17 protein-coding genes are annotated in these 19,845 nt (G+C 65.8%); 12 read left to right on the top strand and 5 right to left on the bottom strand.

What is annotated here, in order from left to right; translation table 11 throughout:
* Positions 1–5: 5 nt before the first annotated feature.
* From BIWAKO_RS33280 to BIWAKO_RS33255, 6 genes are all read left to right on the top strand, one after another.
* On the top strand, positions 6–779 hold the full coding sequence (locus BIWAKO_RS33280) for an SDR family NAD(P)-dependent oxidoreductase (protein ID WP_069883399.1): 774 nt from the start codon (positions 6–8) through the stop codon (positions 777–779).
* A 3-nt stretch (positions 780–782) separates the two neighbouring features.
* Positions 783–1,631, top strand: a complete 849-nt coding sequence (locus BIWAKO_RS33275; protein ID WP_069883235.1) for a branched-chain amino acid ABC transporter permease — start codon at positions 783–785, stop codon at positions 1,629–1,631.
* Positions 1,628–2,632, top strand: coding sequence for a branched-chain amino acid ABC transporter permease (locus BIWAKO_RS33270; protein WP_084652478.1), 1,005 nt, complete (start codon positions 1,628–1,630; stop codon positions 2,630–2,632). The genes BIWAKO_RS33275 and BIWAKO_RS33270 overlap by 4 nt, the downstream gene beginning before the upstream one ends.
* Positions 2,629–3,339 carry an ABC transporter ATP-binding protein gene (locus BIWAKO_RS33265; protein WP_069883234.1) on the top strand — a complete coding sequence of 237 codons (711 nt, stop codon included), beginning with the start codon at positions 2,629–2,631 and terminating at the stop codon, positions 3,337–3,339. The genes BIWAKO_RS33270 and BIWAKO_RS33265 overlap by 4 nt, the downstream gene beginning before the upstream one ends.
* Positions 3,339–4,034, top strand: a complete 696-nt coding sequence (locus tag BIWAKO_RS33260; protein ID WP_084652476.1) for an ABC transporter ATP-binding protein — start codon at positions 3,339–3,341, stop codon at positions 4,032–4,034. The genes BIWAKO_RS33265 and BIWAKO_RS33260 overlap by 1 nt, the downstream gene beginning before the upstream one ends.
* A gap of 64 nt (positions 4,035–4,098) precedes the next feature.
* Positions 4,099–5,277 carry an ABC transporter substrate-binding protein gene (locus tag BIWAKO_RS33255; RefSeq protein WP_069883233.1) on the top strand — a complete coding sequence of 393 codons (1,179 nt, stop codon included), beginning with the start codon at positions 4,099–4,101 and terminating at the stop codon, positions 5,275–5,277.
* Positions 5,278–5,363: 86 nt separating this feature from the next.
* On the opposite strand, the gene BIWAKO_RS33250 is transcribed toward BIWAKO_RS33255, so the two are convergent.
* Genes BIWAKO_RS33250 through BIWAKO_RS33240 form a run of 3 tightly spaced genes read right to left on the bottom strand, consistent with a single transcriptional unit; the run spans position 5,364 to position 10,506 of the window.
* Complete coding sequence (locus tag BIWAKO_RS33250; protein ID WP_069883232.1) at positions 5,364–7,172, bottom strand: acyl-CoA dehydrogenase; 1,809 nt, start codon at positions 7,170–7,172, stop codon at positions 5,364–5,366.
* On the bottom strand, positions 7,169–9,274 hold the full coding sequence (locus BIWAKO_RS33245) for a 3-hydroxyacyl-CoA dehydrogenase NAD-binding domain-containing protein (RefSeq protein ID WP_069883396.1): 2,106 nt from the start codon (positions 9,272–9,274) through the stop codon (positions 7,169–7,171). Before BIWAKO_RS33245 ends, BIWAKO_RS33250 begins: the two co-directional genes overlap by 4 nt.
* Before the next feature lie 11 nt (positions 9,275–9,285).
* A complete protein-coding gene (locus BIWAKO_RS33240; RefSeq protein ID WP_069883395.1) occupies positions 9,286–10,506 on the bottom strand; it encodes an acyl-CoA dehydrogenase family protein in 1,221 nt (406 codons plus the stop codon).
* A 314-nt stretch (positions 10,507–10,820) separates the two neighbouring features.
* On the opposite strand from BIWAKO_RS33240, the gene BIWAKO_RS33235 reads away from it, so the two are divergent.
* The 4 genes from BIWAKO_RS33235 to BIWAKO_RS33220 all read left to right on the top strand — a co-directional run bounded on the left by BIWAKO_RS33235 (position 10,821) and on the right by BIWAKO_RS33220 (position 14,972).
* Positions 10,821–11,999, top strand: a complete 1,179-nt coding sequence (locus tag BIWAKO_RS33235) for a thiolase C-terminal domain-containing protein (RefSeq protein WP_069883231.1) — start codon at positions 10,821–10,823, stop codon at positions 11,997–11,999.
* A 4-nt stretch (positions 12,000–12,003) separates the two neighbouring features.
* A complete protein-coding gene (locus BIWAKO_RS33230; protein WP_069883230.1) occupies positions 12,004–12,423 on the top strand; it encodes a Zn-ribbon domain-containing OB-fold protein in 420 nt (139 codons plus the stop codon).
* Positions 12,424–12,519: 96 nt separating this feature from the next.
* Entirely contained in the window at positions 12,520–13,917 is a 1,398-nt protein-coding gene (locus BIWAKO_RS33225) for a phenylacetate--CoA ligase family protein (protein WP_084652474.1), read from the top strand.
* A gap of 5 nt (positions 13,918–13,922) precedes the next feature.
* The gene (locus BIWAKO_RS33220) at positions 13,923–14,972 is read left to right on the top strand and encodes a phosphotransferase family protein (RefSeq protein ID WP_084652472.1); all 1,050 of its coding nucleotides are present in this window, start codon (positions 13,923–13,925) and stop codon (positions 14,970–14,972) included.
* A 59-nt stretch (positions 14,973–15,031) separates the two neighbouring features.
* Here BIWAKO_RS33220 and BIWAKO_RS33215 read toward each other — a convergent pair whose 3' ends face one another.
* A complete protein-coding gene (locus BIWAKO_RS33215) occupies positions 15,032–15,817 on the bottom strand; it encodes an SDR family oxidoreductase (protein WP_069883228.1) in 786 nt (261 codons plus the stop codon).
* Positions 15,818–15,980: 163 nt separating this feature from the next.
* On the opposite strand from BIWAKO_RS33215, the gene BIWAKO_RS33210 reads away from it, so the two are divergent.
* The gene (locus BIWAKO_RS33210) at positions 15,981–16,484 is read left to right on the top strand and encodes a MaoC family dehydratase (RefSeq protein ID WP_074471712.1); all 504 of its coding nucleotides are present in this window, start codon (positions 15,981–15,983) and stop codon (positions 16,482–16,484) included.
* A gap of 106 nt (positions 16,485–16,590) precedes the next feature.
* A complete protein-coding gene (locus BIWAKO_RS33205) occupies positions 16,591–17,379 on the top strand; it encodes a FadR/GntR family transcriptional regulator (RefSeq protein ID WP_084652470.1) in 789 nt (262 codons plus the stop codon).
* A 460-nt stretch (positions 17,380–17,839) separates the two neighbouring features.
* Here BIWAKO_RS33205 and BIWAKO_RS33200 read toward each other — a convergent pair whose 3' ends face one another.
* Positions 17,840–19,627: a Rieske (2Fe-2S) protein gene (locus BIWAKO_RS33200; protein WP_069883227.1), complete on the bottom strand. Its 1,788-nt coding sequence runs from the start codon at positions 19,625–19,627 to the stop codon at positions 17,840–17,842.
* Positions 19,628–19,845 lie beyond the last annotated feature (218 nt).

The following is a 19,845-nucleotide window of genomic DNA, read 5'->3' as shown; positions in this document are numbered from 1 at the left end:
TGGGCATGGCGACGTACTCCGAGCCATTCCGTCTCGACGGGCTCGCAGCGGTGGTGACCGGCGGCAGCGGCGGAATCGGCTCCGCCGCGGCCGAAGCGCTAGCGGCTGCCGGCGCTGATGTCGCTGTGCTGGGCCGCAACCGGGAGAAGCTCGAGCGCACGGCGCAGGCGATCGAGGCGGCGGGGCGCCGCGCGCTCATCGTCGAGGCGGACGTCACTGACGAAAGCTCAGTCGCGGCGGCGCGCGATGCCGTGCTCGCTGCCTTCGGGCGCGCCGATATCCTGTTCAACAATGCTGGCGTCACCTCGCCAAAGCTGCTAGCCGAGACCACTCTGGCCGATTGGCAGAGCGTCGTCGACGTCAGCCTGACCGGCGCCTTTCTCTGCTCGCGCGCTTTCGCGCCCGTGATGAGCGAGCGCAGCTATGGCCGCATCCTCAACATGGGCTCGATCCTATCGGGCCGGGGCATGGCGAACCGCACTGCCTATTGCGCCGCAAAGGCCGGACTAGCGAATTTTGGCGCGGCGATGGCCTTCGAGCTCGGCAAGCACGGCGTCACCGTCAATACCATCGGCGCGACCGTCATCGTCACCGATCTCAATCGCGAGCTGATCCGCACCCAACCGCAGCTCTATGACAAGGTGCTGCAGCGCTCGGCCATCGGCCGTCTCGGGGAGGTCGAGGACGTGACGGGGCTGATCGTCTTCCTTGCCTCCCGCGCCGCCTCCTACATCACGGGCCAGACCATCTATGTCGATGGCGGCTATACGGCGGGATAGCGCATGACGATCCAGCTCCTCAACGGTATCGTCTATGGCGGCCTGCTCTATCTGCTGGCCGTCGGGCTCGTGCTGATCTTCGGCCTGCGCGAGGTGGTGAACTTCGCGCATGGCGCGCTTTTCATGCTCGGCTCCTATATTGGCTTCACACTGGCCGCAGCCGGCCACTGGTGGCTCGGGCTGCTGGTCTCGGTGGTGGCAATGGCAGCCGTGGGCTGCGTGCTCGACGTGCTGGTCTTCCGCAGCCTGCGCAAGCACGACCACATCGTTACGGTGCTGATCACGTTCGGGCTGCTGCTGATCCTCGAGACCGTGGTCACGGTGACCTGGGGCAAGGCGTATCTGAGCTATCCCGTTCCAAAGCTGCTCGACGGCACGGTCACGATCGTGGGTTCCCCTTTCCCGATCTACCGGCTCTTCATCATCGCGGTGAGCCTGCTCGTTGCGGGCGGGCTCGCGGCCTGGCTGCGCTTCACGCGGATGGGTCTCTATGTCCGCGCCGCCAGCACCAATCCGCACGTCACTTCGATCCAGGGCATCGACGTCGACCGGCTGAGCCTTATCGTGGTCGGGCTCGGCACGGCGCTCGCAGGGCTCTCCGGCGTCGTTGCCGGGCCGCTGCTGACGCTCTCGCCGACCATGGGCAACTACATCCTGATCGATTCCTTCATCGTCGTGGTGATCGGCGGCCTCGGTAGCTTCGCAGGCGCCTTCTTCGCGGCGCTACTGATCGGCCAGATCCACAGTCTCGGCGCGATCTACCTGCCCTGGGCCGCGACCATGCTGCCCTTCCTGCTGATGATCGGTATCCTGATCTGGCGGCCCACCGGCTTCGCGGGATCGCGGACATGACGGCCCTGTCCCAGGGCAGTGTTCCTGCCCCATCGAGCTTCCTGCCGAAAACGCGTGGCCTGCTTGTGATTGCCGTGGGGGCGCTTGTGCTCGGTGTGGCCGCGCCCAGGCTGGTCTCGTCCCAGCTCATGCTTTCGCTGGCGACGCAGGCGATCTTCGATGCGCTGCTCGCCACTAGTGTCGGCTTCCTCGTGTTGCAGAACGGGCGCGTGAGCTTCGGCCAGGCCGCCTTCTTCGGGCTCGGCGGCTATGCCTTCGGCGTGCTGGTGGCGCGCGGGCTGATGGCGGCCGAACTCGCCTTCCTGACCGCGCTCGCCTTGCCGACGCTGGTCGCCTTCCTGCTCGGGCTCGTCTTCGCCCGCATCACCGGCGTCGCCCACGCCATGCTGACGCTCGCCGTGGGGCAGGCCTTCTACGAGATCGCCTTTCGCTGGCGTGAGCTGGCGAAGGGCGACGACGGCATGTCATTCAACCTGCCGGCGCGCATTTTCGGGTTCGATTCAAGCTTGCTGCAGGATCCGTCCGTGATGGTCGTCGTCGCCTGGACCATTCTCGTGCTGGCCCTGCTCGGGCTAGCCCTCTTCGCCAACAGCCGGATGGGCCAGATCGCCGCTGCGGTGCGCGATAATGCCGAGCGCGCCCGCTTCATCGGCCACGACACCACGATCCCGCCCGCGATCGTCTACGCGATCTCGGCCTTGCTCGCCGCCATCGCCGGCCTGCTTCAGGCGACTTATAACGGCTATATCGCCCCGCAGATGTTCCACTGGAGCCTGTCGGGCTCCGCCCTGATCATGGCCGTGGTGGGCGGCGCGCAGTTCATCCTCGGCCCAGCAATCGGTGCGGTCTGCTTCTTCATTCTCAAGGACTTCGCCGGGCGTTTCGCCGAATACTGGCCGGCGATCGTCGGCGGCGTGCTCGTCATAGTCACGCTCGTCATGCCGCAGGGCATCGTCGGCCTGCTGAAAGCCGGCTGGCTCCGGATGCGGAGGCAGCCATGAGCGAAGCGATCGCGATCCAAGGCATCGGCCTCGAACGCCGCTACGGCGGCTTCCGGGCACTCAAGGGCGTTGACATCACGGTGCGGCGCGGAGAGATCCGTGGACTGATCGGCCCCAACGGCGCAGGCAAGTCGACGCTGATCGACGTGCTCTCCGGCCGTGTCCGCGGCCAGCCCGGCAGCGTCCTGCTCGACGGGCAGGATGTCTCGCGGCTGAAACCGCAGGAGCGGCGCAGGCTCGGGCTAGCGCGCTCGTTCCAGCGCACCAACATCTTCCCGATGCTGAGCGTCGAGCAGCAATTGCGCATCGCTTCCTGGGCTGTCGCCGAGGTCGGCGTCGAAGAGGTGATGGAAGAACTCAACCTCACCGCGTTGGCGCGGATGCCGGCGGCCGAGATCAGCTATGGCGACCAGCGACGGCTCGACCTCGCGCTCGCCCTCGTGGGCCGCCCGAGCGTGCTGCTGCTCGACGAACCGGCGGCCGGGCTGACGGTCGAGGAATCGCATGGGCTCGCGACGATCCTGCGCGACCTCGCCAGCCGCTGGAACGTCACGGTTTTGCTGGTCGAGCACGACATGCAGGTCGTGTTCTCGATCTGCGACCGCATCACCGTGCTGCATCTCGGCGAGACGCTCGCTGAAGGCAATGTTGCGGAAATCAGGGCCGACAAGCGCGTTGTCACCGCCTATCTCGGGACGGAGGCGTGATGACTCTGCTCGCCTTTCATGACGTCCACGCGCTCTACGGTCAGGCCCGCATCCTCAACGGAGTCAGCTTCGATATCGCCGCAGGCGAGCGCGTTGCACTCGTCGGGCGCAACGGTGTTGGCAAGACTACGGTGGTCAACACACTCTGCGGCGTCACCCGGATCGAGAGCGGCCATGTCGAGATCCGCGGCGAAGAGGTGCGCGATCTGCGCCGCTACACGGCAGCCAAGAACGGCATCTCGGTGGTGCTACAGGGGCGCGGCATCATCGGCAACCTGACGGTCGAGGAAAACCTTCTGCTCGGCACAGCCACACGCCGGCGTGGCCCCTGGACGCTGGAGAGCGTCAAGGCGCTCTTCCCCATCCTGGAGGAACGCAAGGCCAGCCCCGGTCTCGCGCTTTCAGGCGGGCAGCAGCAGATGCTCGCCATCGGCAGGGCGTTGATGGCCAATCCGGATCTGCTCATCCTCGACGAGCCGAGCGAGGGGCTGGCGCCCGTCATTGTCGACGAGCTCGCCGACTTGCTCGTCAGGCTCGGCGACGAGGGCATGGGCATCCTGCTGATCGAGCAGAGCGTCGGGCTGATCCGGCGTGTCGCCGAGCGCTTCTACGTCTTGTCGAAGGGAGCTGTTGCCGCCTCAGGCTCGCTCGCCGAGATTGAGGCGGAGGACTTCCACAAGCATATCGCCATCTGACCAGCCCGCCGCAGAAGCGGGCAAACCACGCCGAAAGTGGCCAATCTCAGGGAGGAACGAAGAAATGTTCAAGGCAGTGATGATGACTGGCGTCGCGCTCGGCGCCATGCTCTCGGTTTCCGGCGCGGCGCTCGCCGCTGATCCGCTGAAGATCGGCGTCGCGACCGACATGTCCGGCACCTATGCCTCGCTCGGTGAGGAGGTGATGCGCGCCACCCGCTTCGCCATCGACGAGGCGAACGCGGCCGGCGGTGTGGACGGCCACAAGGTCGAGTTCAAGTCCTACGACACCGAGGCCAAGCCCGACGTCGCGCGTCGGCAGGTCGAGAAGCTCGTGATGGAAGGCTATCCAGTTATTACCGGGATGATCGCCTCCGGCGAAGGGCTCGCCATCGCGCCGCTGATGCAGCGCTGGGGCTCGCTCTACATCTCCGTCGTCAACAAGGCCGACGAATTGACCGGCGCGAACTGTGCGCCGCGCGTCTTCCGTGTCAACACCCAGTCGGCCATGGATGCGGCGACGGTGAAGCCATGGCTCAAGGAGCGCAAAGAGAAGAAATGGGCGGTGGTCGCGATCGACATCGCCTGGGGCCGCGGCTCGGCCGAGCTGTTCTCGAAGGCCGTAAAGGAAACCGGCGGCAACATGGTCGCGGAGCTCTTCCCGCCGGCCAACACCAACGATTTCGCGCCCTATATCGAGCAGATCAAGAAGGCCGGCGCCGAAGGCGTCTGGGTAGTGCTCGCCGGGCGCGATGCCGTCAATTTCGCCCAGCAGTCGAAGCAGTTTGGCCTGACGGACGCGATCACCGTCGCCGGCGTCAGCTTCACCACTGACGGCACGGTCAAGACGCTGGGCGATTCCGCCAAGGGCGTCTTCGGCATCATCAATTATTCCTCGACGCTCGACACGCCGGAGAACAAGGCCTTCGTGAAGGCCTGGAACGACAAGTACAAGGTGCCTCCGACCAATTTCGAGGGTGAGGCCTATCTCGGCTACCAGGTGCTCTTCCAGGCGGTGAAAGACGCAAAGAGCGTCAAGACGGACGACATCGTCAAGGCGCTGCCGGGGAAGACCTACGACACGATCATGGGCAAGCTCGTCCTGCGCGCCGAGGACCGCCAGTTGCTGAAGCCGAACTATTTCGGCGTCGTCGAGACGGTCAATGGCGAGTTGCGTCCGGTCGTGAAGACGACGGTCGCGGCGGTCGATGTGGCGCCTGAGGTGGTTTGCAAGGCCAAGTAAGTTCTCGGCCGCGAAAGCGAAGGCCGGGGCTCCCGCTCCGGCCTTTTTGCATGTGATCAGTCCGCGCGGCCGGTTGGGTCGGTGCCTCAGAATTCATCCAGCGGCGCCAGCCCGGCGGTGGTGTTCAGGCTCGCAACGAAGGCGAGGTTCTGTCGCGCCTTCGGCAGTTCGGCCTCACAGTGATAGCGGCAGGCCCGCAGCTTGCCGCGGGCGAACGCATCCAGCTCGCCACCTTTCGCGAGCAATGCGCAAGCCTGATCAAGCCAGAGCCAGCCGACGACAACATGACCGAAGCCGGTCAGGAAGTTCGACGCGTTAAGCAGTGCCCCGGCCGGGTCGTCGAGCGCCGACAATGCCTCAACCGTCTCGCCGACCGCATGCCAGCTTTCGTCGAGCAAACCGGCGAGATCGGTCAGCCGCGATATCTGCCGGGCGCGCGCGATCGTCGCCTCGACCTCCTCGCCCAGCAGGGCAAGCGCCCGTCCGCGATCCCGCAGGATCTTGCGACCGAGCAGGTCGATCGCCTGGATGCCGTGCGTGCCTTCGTGGATCGGGTTGAGTCGGTTGTCGCGGTAGAGCTGCTCGACGTCGAAGTCGCGCGTGTAGCCGTAGCCGCCATGGATCTGAATCGCGAGATCGTTGGCGGCGAGGCCGAACTCCGACGGCCAGCTCTTCGCGACGGGTGTCAACAGGCCGAGCAGCGCTTCGGCGCGAACTCGCTCATCGTCGGTCTGCCCCGTTTCCTCCCGGTCGATCAGCCGCGCGCAATAAAGGATCAGCGCCAGCGACCCCTCGGCGTAGGCCTTCTGGGCGAGAAGCATCCGCTTCACATCGGGATGCTCGACGATCGGCCGTTGCTTCGCAGTGGGGTCCTTGGCGACGAGCGGCCGGCCCTGTGGCCGCTCACGTGCGTAGATGAGGGACTGGCGGTAACCGCGCGCCGCCAGCGCCGCGGCGCCGAGGCCGACCGAAATACGGGCCTCGTTCATCATCTGGAACATCTGGGTGAGCCCGCTGCCGGTCTCGCCGACGCGGTAGCCAATCGCGCCGGCCTCCCCACTGGGACGGTGGCGCGTGCCCTCGCCGAAATTGAGCAGGCAGTTGCTGGTGCCGCGATAACCCATCTTGTGGTTGAGCCCGGCGACGGCAATGTCGTTGCGGGTGCCGTCCGGCAGCTGCTTGGGCACGATGAAGAGCGAAATGCCGCCGACACCGGGCAGAAGCGCACCGGAAGCATCCGGGATCTTGGCCAGGACGAGATGGACGATGTTCTCCGAGATGTCCTGATCGCCGCCCGAGATCCACATCTTGGTGCCAGCGAGACGATAGCGAGGGCCTAACCCGTCTTCGCCATCTGGGACGGCACGGGTGGTGATGTCGGCGAGCGAGGAGCCGGCCTGTGGCTCGGAGAGGCACATCGTGCCGAACCAGCGCCCCTCGATCTGTGGCAGCGCGAAGGCATCGATCTGCGCCGGCGTACCGAAATTGCAGATCAGCCGGGCATTCGCCTGGGTCAGCATGACATAGGCGGACGTCGCGATGTTCGCCCCCATGAAATGCGCCATCGAGGCGGTCTGCACGAGTTTTGGCAGTTGCAGGCCGCCGACCTTGCTGTCGAAATCGGCAGCGAAAAGGCCCATATCCGCGGCCGCTTTCAGCGCCTGCCCGATTTCGGGCAGAACATGCACCGTCTCACCGTCGAGAGCCGGCTCGATTCGATCCGATTTCTTGTAATGGGTCGCGAAATGAGAGGCGGCCAGCTTCGCGCTGAGGTCGAGCACGGCATTGAAGGTCTCGCGCGAATGCTCGGCGAAGCGCGGCCTCCCGGTCAGTTGCTCGGCATCCAGCCAGTCGTAGAGCCAGAACGATAGGTCGCGTTCGTCGAGAAAGCTCATGCCGCCTCCGCACGCCGCTCGCGATCATGATCGGCGAAGCTTCGGCCGCCCTCGGCCAGTTCCTTCAGCAGTGGTGCGGGGCGCCAGTTCGCATCGCCATCGGCTCCAAACGACAGGATATCCGCGTAAATCGGCGCAAGCCCGACCGTATCTGCCCAGAACATCGGACCGCCTCGCGCGGCGGGGAAGCCCATGCCCTGCGTATAGGCGACATCGATGTCGGAGGCGCGCTGCACCGTGCCGTCGGCCAGCGCAAATGCGCCTTCGTTGACGATCGCATAGAGCGCCCGCTTGACGATCTCCTCGTCGGAGATGGCGCGCCGGCTGATGCCGAGCCGGTCGGATTCCTGAAGGATCATTGCCTCGACGGTGGGATCGGCCTCCTTCTGCCGGCCGGAATAGCGATACCAGCCCGCCCCCGTCTTCGAACCGAGTCGCCCCTGCTCCACCAGAAGGTCGGCCAGGCGGGAATAGCGCCTCTCCGGGTCCCAGTCCTTGAGCTGGCGCTGGCGGACATGCCAGGCCACATCCTGCCCGGCCATGTCGAGCATAGCACAGGGGCCCATGGCCAGGCCGAAGGCATTGAGAGCGCCATCGATCTGCTCCGGCAGCGCGCCCTCCTCCAGCATCAAATCAGCCTGCCGCAGATAGGGATAGAGCAGGCGGTTGGCGAGGAAGCCATCGCAGACACCCACCACCACGGGCGTCTTGCCGGTCTTGCGGGCGAGCCGGATCACCGTCGCCAGTACGTCCGGCGCGGTTTGCCTGGCGCGCACGATCTCGAGCAGCCGCATGACATGGGCCGGGCTGAAGAAATGCAACCCAACAACATCGGCCGGGCGCGAGGTCGCGGCTGCGATGACGTCGACATCCAGCGCCGAGGTGTTGGTGGCGAGAATCGCACCACGCTTCGCGACCTTGTCGAGCTCTGCGAAGATTGCGAGCTTGACCTGCATCTCCTCGAAAGCGGCCTCAATGACGAGATCGGCCCCGGACAGCGTCGCGATCTCCGTCTTCCCGGTGATCTGCTGCAGCCGGCCCTGCGCGGTTTCAGTGGTGAGATCGCCTTTGGCGACGGCGCGGTCGTAGACGTCGCGGATAAGCTTGAGACCCCGCTCCAGCCCCGCCGCATCGCGCTCGATCAGCGTGACCGGCAAACCCGTATTGGCGAAGACCATGGCGATACCGGAGCCCATCGTGCCGGCGCCGATGACGCCGACCGTTTCGACCGGGCGTGTCTGCGTATCCTTGCCGATGCCGGGCGTTCCGGCCGCGGCGCGCTCCGCGAAGAAGAGGTGGCGCAACGCACGCGAGGTCGTCGTTTCCATCAAGCTCAGGAAGAGCCGGCGTTCCTCGGCGAGCGCTTCCGGGAAGGAGAGGCGCGCGGCCTGTGCCACGGCGTCGAGCGCGGTGCGCGATGCTTCCGCATGCGGGCTTTTGGCCGAGATGCCCGCGCGCGCGGCGTCGATTGCCTCGGCGAAATCGGGCGGGAGCGCCCGGCTGGAGGCGGCGGTCAGGGGCGCCGAACCGAGTTTCTCGATCAGGATCATGGCCTCTGCCACGGGGGCGTCGCCGATGCGGTCGATGATCCCGGCCGCCTGTGCGTCCGCCGCGCCGAGGATGCGTCCGCTCGCGATCATCCCTGCCGCGACGACCGCTTTCGCGACGCGAGGCAGGCGTTGTGTTCCCCCGCCGCCCGGCAGCAGCCCGAGCTTCACCTCGGGCAGGCCGATCCGGGCCTGCGGGGTGGCGACGCGGCCATGGCAGGCGAGAGCGAGTTCGAGACCGCCCCCGAGCGCCGTGCCGCGAATGGCCGCCACCACCGGCACCGGCGAAGCTTCGATCGCGGCGTGTAGATCATTCGGGTCGGGCGCGGTCGGATCGAGCCCGTTGTCGAACTCCTGGATATCGGCGCCAGCAGAGAAGTGTCCACCGTCGCCGATGAGGACGACACCGCTGGCGCCGTTGATGACAGCGCGCGACAGCGCGACCGTAAGGTCGCGCCGCACAGCGGAGGAGAGGCTGTTGACCGGAGGATTGCCGATAGTGAGCACTGCGACGGTGCCGTCCAACGCCGTACGAACAAGGGATGGGGACGTCATGTTGCGCGTCTTCACCAGTTCCAGAGCTCGGCCGGTTTGGCCAGTTCGAGACGGGCGATCTGGTCCATATGGACTTCGTCGGGACCGTCCGCGAGACGCAGCGTGCGCGCCAGCGCCCAGCCTTCCGCCAGGCCGAAATCGCCGCTGACGCCGCCGCCACCATGGATCTGGATCGCCCGGTCGAGCACCGCCTGCGCCATGCGCGGCGCGACGACCTTGATCATCGCGATCTCGGCGCGGGCCGCCTTGTTGCCGACGGTGTCCATCATATAGGCGGCCTTCAGCGTCAGCAGCCGCGCCTGCTCGATCCCCATGCGGCTTTCGGCGATGGCCTCGCGCAGCATGCCCTGCTCGGCGATCGGCCTGCCGAAGGCGACACGGCTGCGAGCGCGTGCGACCATCGATTCCAATGCCCGTTCGGCCAGCCCGATCGCACGCATGCAGTGATGGATGCGGCCGGGACCCAGCCGCCCTTGCGCGATCTCGAAACCGCGTCCCTCACCGAGCAGCATGTTGGTGGCCGGCACGCGCACATCGGTGAACCGCATCTCGAGATGGCCGTGCGGCGCATGATCGTAGCCGAATACCGTCAGCGGTCGGACAGACGCGACGCCGGGCGCGTCCATCGGCACGAGGATCATCGACTGACGCCGGAAGGGCTCGGCCTCGGGATCGGTCAGGCCCATGAAAATCAGGATCTTGCAGCGCCGGTCGCCGGCACCCGAAGTCCACCATTTGCGGCCGTTGATGACGTAGTCGTCACCGTCGCGAACGATGCGCGAGGCGATGTTGCGCGCATCGGAGGATGCGACCTGTGGCTCCGTCATCGCGAAGCCGGAACGGATCTCGCCCGCCAGCAGCGGCTCGAGCCAGCGCCTCTTCTGCTCGGATGTGCCGTAGCGCGCCAGCACTTCCATGTTGCCGGTGTCGGGCGCGGAGCAGTTGAAGACCTCAGCGGCGATGGGTGAACGGCCCATCACTTCGCAGAGCGGCGCATATTCCAGATTGTTCAGGCCCGCACCGCCATCATGATTGGGCAGGAACAGGTTCCACAGTCCGGCTGCGCGAGCTTTCGCCTTCATCTCTTCCATGATGGGCGGCGACACCCAACGATCGGCACTGCAGGCGACCTGCTCGGAATAGACCCGCTCGTTCGGGTAGACATGCTCGGCCATGAAGGCACCGAGCCGAGCGAGCAGGTCCCTGACCTTCGGTGAATGTTCGAAGTCCATCATCCTCCCCCTTCGCTGCTGCGATGGCGCGGAGCTATCCCTAGCCGATGTTGTCTTGTCGGACAACACGACAAAAATAGATAATGCAACCATCGAAAACCGAAGAGCGAATGTGATCATTATCTGTTAAATTTCAATCTGTTATAAGGCAGTATCGCGCCACAAAACACGATACGGGAGCACCAGGAAGATCGCGAGAGTGGGTTGTCAATTGTCCGGTTGTCGGGCAATACTCAACTGTGGCCTGCCAAGTGGGCCGTTGACAGGCGGCGAGGCGCTGGGCGCTTCCAGGCCCTTTCAGGCGAAGGCAAGAGATGGGAACCGCTCGCAGATCCGCTTATGCGCTCAAGGACAAGTACGCGATCGTCGGCATAGGCACGACGGACTACTCGGCCAATTCAGGCCGCACGGTCCGCGCGCTCGCCATCGAGGCTTCGGCCAATGCCATTGCCGATGCCGGGCTGAAACCCGCCGATATCGATGGCATCGTCAGCTATAACTTCAACGATTCGGCGCCGGCGATCGCCGTCGCGACCGGACTCGACATCCCCAATGCCGGCTATGCGGTCGACTTCCTGGCGGGCGGCAACGCCGCCAACCTGATCGTGCTCTCGGCCGTGGCCGCGATCGAGGCCGGGCTGGCCGATACCGTCGTCTGCTACCGCGCGATGAACGGCCGTTCCGGCTTCCGGCTCGGCGGCGGGCGCGAATTCCGGGCACTGGGTCCGACGCAATTTACCGCGCCCTTCGGCTGGATCACCTATCCGCAGGCCATGGCGATGTGGTGCCGCCGCTATCAGATCGAATACGGGCTGACGCCGGAACAGCTCGGCAATGTCGCGGTCACACTGCGAGAGAACGCCGTGCTCAATCCCCGCGCGATGCAGCGCAAGCCGATGACCATGGACGACTATCTGGCCTCGCGCCCGATCGTCGATCCCTTCCGCATGTTCGACATCTGTCTGGAGACGGACGGCGCGTGCGCTGTGGTCGTGACCTCGGCTGAACGCGCCCGGGACATGAAGCAGAAGCCCGTCTACATCATGGGCGGCGCCTATGGCGGCGGGCCGCAGCAAGGGGACGACCTGTTCGACTGCATCCGCTGGCCGGACCATTCGAAGAACTACAGCCACTATATCGCGGACGACCTCTGGCGCAGTGCTGGCGTGACGCCGAGTGATATCGACGTCGCCGAGATCTATGACTGCTTCACCTACAGCATCCTGATGCAGCTTGAAGGACTTGGTTTCTGCGGGCTGGGCGAGGCCGGCAGCTACATCGCCGACGGCCATATCCGCCGCGACGGAAAGCTGCCGGTCAACACCCATGGCGGTCTGCTCTCCGAGGGCTACATCCACGGGTTCAACCATGTGATCGAAGCGGTGGAGCAATTGCGCGGCCAGTCCGGCCCGCGCCAGGTTCCCGATGCGGAGATCGCGCTCACCACCGCCGGGGCGATGACCTGCGGCAGCGCGATGATCCTGAGGAGGTAGGGCGATGTCGTCACCAGAAGCATACGCCAAGCCGGTCCCGGTTCCCGATCCCGATTCCGCGCCGTTCTGGGCCGGCTGCCGTGAGCAGCGCCTGATGATCCAGCATTGCGACGATTGCAGCCGGAATCAGTTCCCGCCGAGCAATATCTGCGCGCATTGCGGCTCAGGGCGCGTGTCATGGAAACAGGCCTCGGGTGCCGGTAAGGTCTTCAGCTGGATCGTCGTGCGCCATCCCGTGCCGAAGCCGGTCTATGTCGACGACGTCCCCTATGTCGTCGCGCTGGTCGAGCTCGCCGAGGGCGTGCGGATGCCGTCCAATATCGTCGGCTGCGCGCCCGAGGATGTGGTGGCGGACATGCCGCTCAAGGTCGCGTTCAGGCAAGTCACCGAAGAGCTGGTGCTGCCGCTATTCGAGCCGGCCTGAAGTCTACGAGAATGGACGGCGGGGAGAGGGAACAGACGCGGGTCAACCGCGCGCCCGACCCCGACCTGGAACTGGAAACGCCATAGGACGACGGCGATGCACGCTTCCTCCGCCATCATCGCCCAGATGGGCGCGCTTAGATGCGACGAGATGCAGGCGCTCCAGCTCGCCAAGCTGAGGCGCCAGATCGAGCGGCTTCATGCCACGAGCGGCTTCTATCGGGAGCGGTGGGACAAGGCGGGCGTTCGTCTCGACGACATCCGTTCGCTGGCGGATCTCAGGCGCATCCCGACGATCACCAAGGCCGATTGCCTCGCCGACCAGAACGAGCACCAGCCCTTCGGCCGGCGTCTCGGCATCCCACGGGAAGACGTCGCGCTGGTCTGCATGACCGGCGGCACGTCGGGACAGGGACAGGAAGTCTATGGCCGCTCGCAGCGCGACCTCGTCATGCAGGGCTATTTCCACCAGCTTCCCTGGCACATTGCCGGTCTGCGGCAGGGCGATGTCGGGCTGAACTGCGTACCCTCCGGCGGGCTCACGACCGGCGGCTGGGGGCCGACGGAAGGCTTCCGTGCCGCCGGCGCCCTGCCGCTGACGGTCGGTGGCACGATGAGCACCGACGCCAAGGTCGACCTGATGTGCCGCTTCGGCGAGATCCACTTCATTTATGCCTCGACGAACTACCTACACACGCTGACGGAGGCCATGCGTCGCCGCGGCATCGATCCACGCGAGCGCTTTCCGACAATGAAAAGCCTGTTCATCGCGGCCGAGGGCTACCCGGTTGAATGGGCGCAGACCATCCAGGAGGTCTGGGGCGCGACGCTGCACGAAGGCTATGGCAGCACGCAGGGTGCCGGCTTCATCTGCTCGACCAGCGAGCAGGGCGTGGTCTCGGCCGATGGCGGCCGTGCGCCGATGCAGTGCTTCGACTGGCACGTCATCGTCGAGGTGCTCGACCCGGATACCGACGAGCCGGTGAAGGAAGGCGAGTTCGGCGAAATCGTACTGACCAATCTCGACATCGAAGGCTCGGCGGTCGTCCGCTTCCGCACGCGCGACCGCGTCCGGCTCTTGCCGAAGGCATCGGCGAATAATGGGCGCGCCTGGACCTGCATCGAGAGCGGCACCATCGGCCGCTATGACGACATGATGAAGATCCGCGGCAACAATGTCTGGCCGTCAGCCGTCGATCTCGCCATCTTCGCCCATCACGAGGTCGCGGAATATGTCGGCAGCGTCTTCGTCGACGAGAAGGGCCGCACCGAGGTCATGGTCAAGGTCGGGCTCAAGCCCGAGCACGCCGCCCGCGGCGAGGCCGAGCGCGCGGCCGTCCTGTTGCGCGTCCAGACCGCCATCAAGGAACGAACCAACGTCCAGATGAAGGTACGTGAAGTGCCGCGCGACGAGTTGCCGTTCTTCGAGAACAAGGCTCGTCGCTGGAAGGACGAGCGCCCCGCCGGCTACCAGTTCTCCGACAAGGCCTCCTGAGCGCAATGGCCGACAGCCCGATTCCATCGACCGAGGAGCGCGTCTCCTTCACCGCCTCCCTGCCCCGGCTCGAAGCGACCCTGCGCGAAGCCGGCGTGATCCGGCCGGCCGAAACCATCGAGATCGAGCGTCAGTTCGAAGCTGGGCAGTCGAACCCGACCTATCTGCTGGCCGCCGGGGAGCGCCGCTTCGTGCTGCGCAAGCAGCCCTGCGGCCATCTGCTGCCCCGCGCCCATGACGTGGTGCGCGAGCACAATATCATGCAGGCGTTACACGGCGCGGGCTTCACCGTGCCGAACCCGCTCTTCGCCAGCGAAGAGCGCGAGATCATCGGCACGAGCTTTTTCGTGATGGATTACATCCCCGGTGCCGTTCATTCGGACCCGGCCCTCCCGAATGATACGCCCGCTCAGCGGCGCGCGATCTATGAAGCGACGGCCGGGACGATGGCGCGGCTGCATCGCATCAAGCCTTCCGTTCTGGAAGGGGCAGGCGTCAAGCCTCGTGGCGACTTCGTCGGTCGGCAGATCGGCGTCTGGCGCGGCGCCTATCTCGCGGCCATGACGCAGGACGATCCGCGTATCGAGGCCGTAGGGCAATGGCTGCTCGAGCACAAACCCACAACCGAGAATATCGGCATCGTCCACGGCGACTACCGGATCGAGAACTTGATCTTCCAGGGCAGTGAGGTCGCGGCCGTGTTGGACTGGGAGCTGTGCACGGTGGGCGAACCACTAGCCGATCTGGCCTATTGCTGCATCTGGTACCATCTGCCGCATTCAGTGCTGAACGGCCTCGCTGATCAGGATCTCCGGACGCTCGGCATACCCGACGAGGCCGAATTCCTCGACATCTATTCCCGCGAATCCGGGATAGATGCCGTTGCCACCCGCAACTACTTCCTCGCCTTCGCCTTCTACAGGCTCGCGGCCATCCTGCAGGGCGTCTACAAGCGCGCGCTAGACGGAAATGCTGCCTCGCCGCAGGCGCTGACGCGCGGCCGGGTCGCGGAGCTTTGCCTTACGCAGGCCGCAGCCTTCGCCACCCGAGCCTAGAGCGTGCCGCGTTTTCTCGTAAAGTCAGCGGCCTCTGGCGGCGAGACCGGCGGCACGGATCAAATCGCCGTGTAACCGCCATCGACGGCGAGAATCTGCCCGCTGATATGGGCACTCGCATCCGAGGCGAGGAGCAGCGCCGCACCCTTCAGATCCTGCGACCCGCCGAGTTCGCCGCGCGGCGTATGCGCGACGAGTTGCGCCTCGTGTTGATCCAGGGTCGCCGCCGTCAGCTTCGAGTGGAAATAGCCGGGGGCCAGCGCATTCACAGTGATGCCGTGCGGTCCCCATTCCGCCGCCAGCGCACGCGTGAAGTTCACCAGCCCTCCCTTGGCGGTATTGTAGCCGATCGTTCCGACGAGGTCGGAATGGTGTCCGCGCAGGCCTTCGATCGAAGCGATGTTCAGGATGCGCCCGCGCCGTGCCGGCAGCATCCAGCGCTTCGCAACCGCCTGCGTCAGCAGGAAGATGCCGGTGAGGTTGATCGCCATGACCTTGTTCCAACCTTCGAGCGGATGGTCCTGCGTCGGCGCACCCCAGGATGTGCCGGCATTGTTGACGAGGATGTCGACCTGCGGATAGCGCGCGCCGACCAAGCCGCAGAGCGCTTCGATCGCTTCGGGGCGCGAGAGGTCGGCGGTGAAGCCCGCAGCGTCGATGCCCTGTGCCTTCAGGCTCTGCTCCGCCGCTTCGAGCTCCGCCGCCTTGCGGGCGACGAGTACGATCCGGGCGCCGAACTCGCCCAGCGCCTCCGCGATCTGTAGGCCGAGCCCGCGTGATCCGCCGGTAACGATGGCGACACGGCCACTAAGATCGAGCAGGGCATGGAGCGAGCTTGCGGGCATGGGAAGGCGTTTCCTCGGCGTACTTGAGCTCTGTGGGTCAGTACAGCCCGACCGGTGCCGTCGGGGCATCCGTTGACCCGCTCGAATTTCTGTTGGACAAGTCAATAACCCGACATATCGTGAAAGCAAGTCCTGCGGCGCCCGCAGGCAGCGGTGAGAGGCCATGACGACGGTGGACACGGGAAGGAGCACTGCGCCAGCGGCCGGAGCGCGGGAATGGCAGCCCCCCTTCACAGTGGGGCAGGTGCTCGAGGCGCCAATTTTCTTCACGCCGGATTCAGTACGCGCCTTCGCGACGCTGACCAACGACAGCAACCCCCTCCATCATGATGCCGATCTCGCCTCCGCCACCCGTTTCGGAGGGCTGATCGCCAGCGGCACGCAGACGACGGGTCTCCTCCTCGGCAGCCTCGCCAACCATATCTTCCCGGAGAACGCCTCGCTCGGATTGGACTGCTCCTTCCGGCTGCGAAAGGCCGTGCCGGCTGACGCCGCGCTCATCGCACGCTGGACGGTTCGTAGCATCATACCGAAGCCGTCCCTGTACGGCATACTCGTCGAGTTGGACGGCGGTCTTGTCGATCCGAAGGGGGCGGTCTTTGTCGAAGCGAACGCCACCATCGCCGTTATGCCGCATGAAGCCCTCAAGCGGCCCCGGCCGACATGAGCACCACACGTTCGCTTCGCCGGGGGAGATGTCGAAACAACTGCCGGGCGCTTCCGGGGGAGTGTCTACCCGGCCGCGCAGGACATGCTATGGCAAGAATGCGGCAATGCTGCCGAACCTCTACCCGCCGATCTCACTGAAGCCCGCCAGTGATGGTAATGCCGTGACGAAACAGACCTTCAAGAAGCTCGAGACTGCTCCCGTCTACCGGCTCGTCTATGACGCGATCGAAAAGCAGATCGTTCACGGCGAACTCAAGCCTGGTGTGCTGCTACCGACCGAGACCCATCTCGCGGAGCAGTTCGGCGTCAACCGTTCCACGGTACGCGAAGGCATCCGGATGCTGGAAGAGAGCGGTCTCGTCCAGCGCAAAACGGGCAAGCGCCTGCAGGTGACCCGGCCCCACCTCAACGCCACCGCCGCGCGCACCAGCCGGCTCCTACGGCTGCATGAGGTCACCTTCCGCGAGTTGTGGGAGGCGTCGATCGCAATCGAGCCGGTGGTGGCGCGCTATGCAGCCGAACGGATCACGGCCGCTGAGTTGGCTCAGCTCCAGCAGAACATTGCCGAGATGGAGAAGGCGATAACGGACCATGTCGAGGTCGTCAGGCTCGATATCGAGTTCCATGATATCATCGCCCACGCGGCTCGCAACCGTGCCCTCGGCCTTGCTCGCGAGCCGATCAGTCAGCTTTTCATGCCGGCAGGCAGGGCGATCCTGCCGCGCCTCAAGACGCAGAGGCGCATCCTCGACGCGCATCACGCGTTGCTAAAGGCGTTGAAGGAGCGGGACGCCGACGAGGCGGAAGCCTGGATGCATCGCCACATCGCCGACTTCAAGCGCGGGTTTGAACAGACGGGGCTCGATCTGGACAAGCCGCTGGAGAGTTTCTGATCACGTTTCGATATCTGGGCTGCGTCAATAACGGCCGCTCTGCCATTCGCCGAGCTGAGCTACGTGGAAAGCCTGCGCTCTGTCAGAAGCAGACGTCCATGCCGTCCGTTTTGGGCCAAATCCGGATCTGCAGCCAGGTCCCGAACTGAACTGCCCGAGAGCGGACGTTCCAGACGTCGGCTAAGGGCCACAAACGCCCGTCGGTTGTCCGGGGAAAATGCGCCATCAGCCGACATTGGCGAGTTGCCCGAAAGCGGACGCGTTCACATGCGCCAATTCGTCCAGAATGCCATGGCGATGTAGCGCATCGAGATCGCGGTCGAGACCTTCGGTTCTGTGAATGTCGTGAGCGACTTCGTCACCCCCGACGCATTCTACCCTTCCGCGCGAGAGATGGAATCGAGGTCTACCGCGCGGCGTGATGCGCGCCGGCTGGTGCGCAACAGGCGGCCGCCCTTCATCACGTCTCGGCGTCCTGGTGAAGCTGGTCGCCGCGCAGAAGCCGGCACGCGATGTCAGCCGTCTGCAGGGCGGCGCGCTCGGTCGGCGAGTGGGCGGCGAGGTAGCGGCCGACGGCGATCAGAATGCGCCGGCCCTCATCGGTAGCGCCCCACTCGGCGAACTGCCGAACGCCCGCCTCGAACATCTGATAGGCGTGGAAGCCCGCGTCCTCGCGTAACAGGGCGTGCGCCAGGGTCGCGATCAACGCCTGGGGCGGGTGACCGCGCGTGAGATGGCGCGCAATCAAGCGCCCGGCCGCGTCGACCTGCCGCTGCCGGTCGAAAGCGTCGAGCAGGGCTGCTCTGATCTTCGCGGCATCGACGGGCAGGTCATCCAGTGTGTCGTCGCCTTCGCCAGGCATGCGCGCAGGCGGCACGTTGAGATAGCGAGCGAGATAGAGCGCCATCGCCCCGTGAAGGATGCCCCGCACGCCGTCGACAGGGCCGCGATGGTCCGCGGTCCCGGCGCCGATCCGTTTGAGCGCCTGGTGGATGGCGTTGGCGTGGGTCAAGACATGGTGAGCGGTCTCCCAGTCGGCGTGCTCATTGGCGCTGCCGAAACGCGCCACCCGCAGCGCCGCCGCGTAGGCCAGCGACCGGCCGAGATCGACGGGCGTTGCTCCGGCACGGACCGCTGTTTTGATCGCATCCATGATCGCGGCTGCCTGATCACCAAGCAGGCTTTCGGCCAGGGCCGCATGATTGGCCCAGAGGCAGGCGCCGCGAGCGGCGGCGAATAGGCGCGGCAACTCGGAGGCGGTCTCCGCGCACAAGGCGACGAGATCCGCCGGCTGGCGCCACGCGGTCGCCTCCTCGGCGCCACGTGCCGCCACCATCTGGCCGACCACCGTCGGCAGTACGGCGGCTGCGTGCTCCCAGCCGATCAGATCCAGGCATTCGAGGGCCTTGTTGATGAAATCGAGCGAATGCCCGCCGTCGGCGTAGGCGCGATCCGTGGCGGCCGCGACCAGCAGCTCTGCGAGCGCATTCGGCGCGACGCCGGCTGCGATGGCGGTGAGCACGGTGCGCTCGGCTGCCTCGCGGTGGCGCACGGCCGTCCAGCGCCGGAGCCAGCGCGTGAGCGTGGCGAGAGCAGGCCGGCTTGCGAGCGGAGCGCGCTCCCGGCGCGGCGCTTGCCCGTCGCAGTCCGCGGCGACGCGGCGGGCTCCGTGGAACAGGGCGAGGCAGACGTCCTCCTCGCCCAACACCGGCAAGATGTTGCCGACGGCAGTGAGGATCGTCAGACCGATGCCCCAGCCGTCGCGGTTGGCGGCGCCGAACAGCGCAACCTGCCGCACGATGTCGCGCGGCGGCACGCCGGCCGCCAGTTCCCCCTGTACGGCCTTGGCGACGATGAGGCTGAGATCGTGGGCGAGACCATCCTCGAGGCGGCTGCGCCAGTGCCCAGCGGGATCGGCATAGCCAAAACTCGGGCTCACCCAGATCTCTCCGTCCGCGCGTAGCTCGACGGGACAGGTCGGCACATCGTCCGCCCACAGGTCGAAGGTGCAGCCGCTCGCCAGATCGAAGCGGGCGTGGTGCCAATGGCAGGTCAGCACGCCGTCCTCGACGCTGCCGCGATCGAGCGGAAAGCCCATATGGGGGCAGCGATTGTCGAGGGCGAAGACGCGCCCGCCGTCGTGAACGACCAGGATCGGGCGATGGGGGCCGTGCACGACGAGCCGACCCTTCGCCTTCAATTCCTGAAGACTGCCCGCGCGGACGAAGGCCTTGTCTTGCTTATCCATGGGCGACTCCGGCCCGCGATCATCTGCGGCGAGAAGCAGGCGCCCGCTGACGCCTCAATGCGGCTCCACAAGAATGTAGTGACGTTGCCCCCAAATATCCCGGCGGCGAGCTTGGTCTGGTGGTTGAATTCGCCCTGTTGGCGTGAGTGGGTGGATGTTGAGGCGGAGCCTTGTCGGATGCGGTGCTGGCTGGCTTCGACAAGGAGGCTACCGCAAGA

Source organism: Bosea sp. BIWAKO-01, assembly GCF_001748145.1.
Classification (GTDB): domain Bacteria; phylum Pseudomonadota; class Alphaproteobacteria; order Rhizobiales; family Beijerinckiaceae; genus Allobosea.
The sequence above is the reverse complement of the archived record's forward strand: the minus strand, read 5'-3'. Positions and strand labels throughout refer to the sequence as shown.

Bases quoted from the DNA above. Each gene is read 5' to 3' on its own strand.
- BIWAKO_RS33265 (WP_069883234.1), top strand. From the start codon at position 2,629: ATGAGCGAAGCGATCGCGATCCAAGGCATCGGCCTCGAACGCCGCTAC.
- BIWAKO_RS33270 (WP_084652478.1), top strand. From the start codon at position 1,628: ATGACGGCCCTGTCCCAGGGCAGTGTTCCTGCCCCATCGAGCTTCCTG.
- BIWAKO_RS33230 (WP_069883230.1), top strand. From the start codon at position 12,004: ATGTCGTCACCAGAAGCATACGCCAAGCCGGTCCCGGTTCCCGATCCC.
- BIWAKO_RS33235 (WP_069883231.1), top strand. From the start codon at position 10,821: ATGGGAACCGCTCGCAGATCCGCTTATGCGCTCAAGGACAAGTACGCG.
- BIWAKO_RS33205 (WP_084652470.1), top strand. From the start codon at position 16,591: ATGCTGCCGAACCTCTACCCGCCGATCTCACTGAAGCCCGCCAGTGAT.
- BIWAKO_RS33275 (WP_069883235.1), top strand. From the start codon at position 783: ATGACGATCCAGCTCCTCAACGGTATCGTCTATGGCGGCCTGCTCTAT.
- BIWAKO_RS33220 (WP_084652472.1), top strand. From the start codon at position 13,923: ATGGCCGACAGCCCGATTCCATCGACCGAGGAGCGCGTCTCCTTCACC.
- BIWAKO_RS33240 (WP_069883395.1), bottom strand. From the start codon at position 10,506: ATGGACTTCGAACATTCACCGAAGGTCAGGGACCTGCTCGCTCGGCTC.
- BIWAKO_RS33215 (WP_069883228.1), bottom strand. From the start codon at position 15,817: ATGCCCGCAAGCTCGCTCCATGCCCTGCTCGATCTTAGTGGCCGTGTC.
- BIWAKO_RS33225 (WP_084652474.1), top strand. From the start codon at position 12,520: ATGCACGCTTCCTCCGCCATCATCGCCCAGATGGGCGCGCTTAGATGC.
- BIWAKO_RS33245 (WP_069883396.1), bottom strand. From the start codon at position 9,274: ATGACGTCCCCATCCCTTGTTCGTACGGCGTTGGACGGCACCGTCGCA.
- BIWAKO_RS33255 (WP_069883233.1), top strand. From the start codon at position 4,099: ATGTTCAAGGCAGTGATGATGACTGGCGTCGCGCTCGGCGCCATGCTC.
- BIWAKO_RS33200 (WP_069883227.1), bottom strand. From the start codon at position 19,627: ATGGATAAGCAAGACAAGGCCTTCGTCCGCGCGGGCAGTCTTCAGGAA.
- BIWAKO_RS33250 (WP_069883232.1), bottom strand. From the start codon at position 7,172: ATGAGCTTTCTCGACGAACGCGACCTATCGTTCTGGCTCTACGACTGG.
- BIWAKO_RS33260 (WP_084652476.1), top strand. From the start codon at position 3,339: ATGACTCTGCTCGCCTTTCATGACGTCCACGCGCTCTACGGTCAGGCC.
- BIWAKO_RS33280 (WP_069883399.1), top strand. From the start codon at position 6: ATGGCGACGTACTCCGAGCCATTCCGTCTCGACGGGCTCGCAGCGGTG.
- BIWAKO_RS33210 (WP_074471712.1), top strand. From the start codon at position 15,981: ATGACGACGGTGGACACGGGAAGGAGCACTGCGCCAGCGGCCGGAGCG.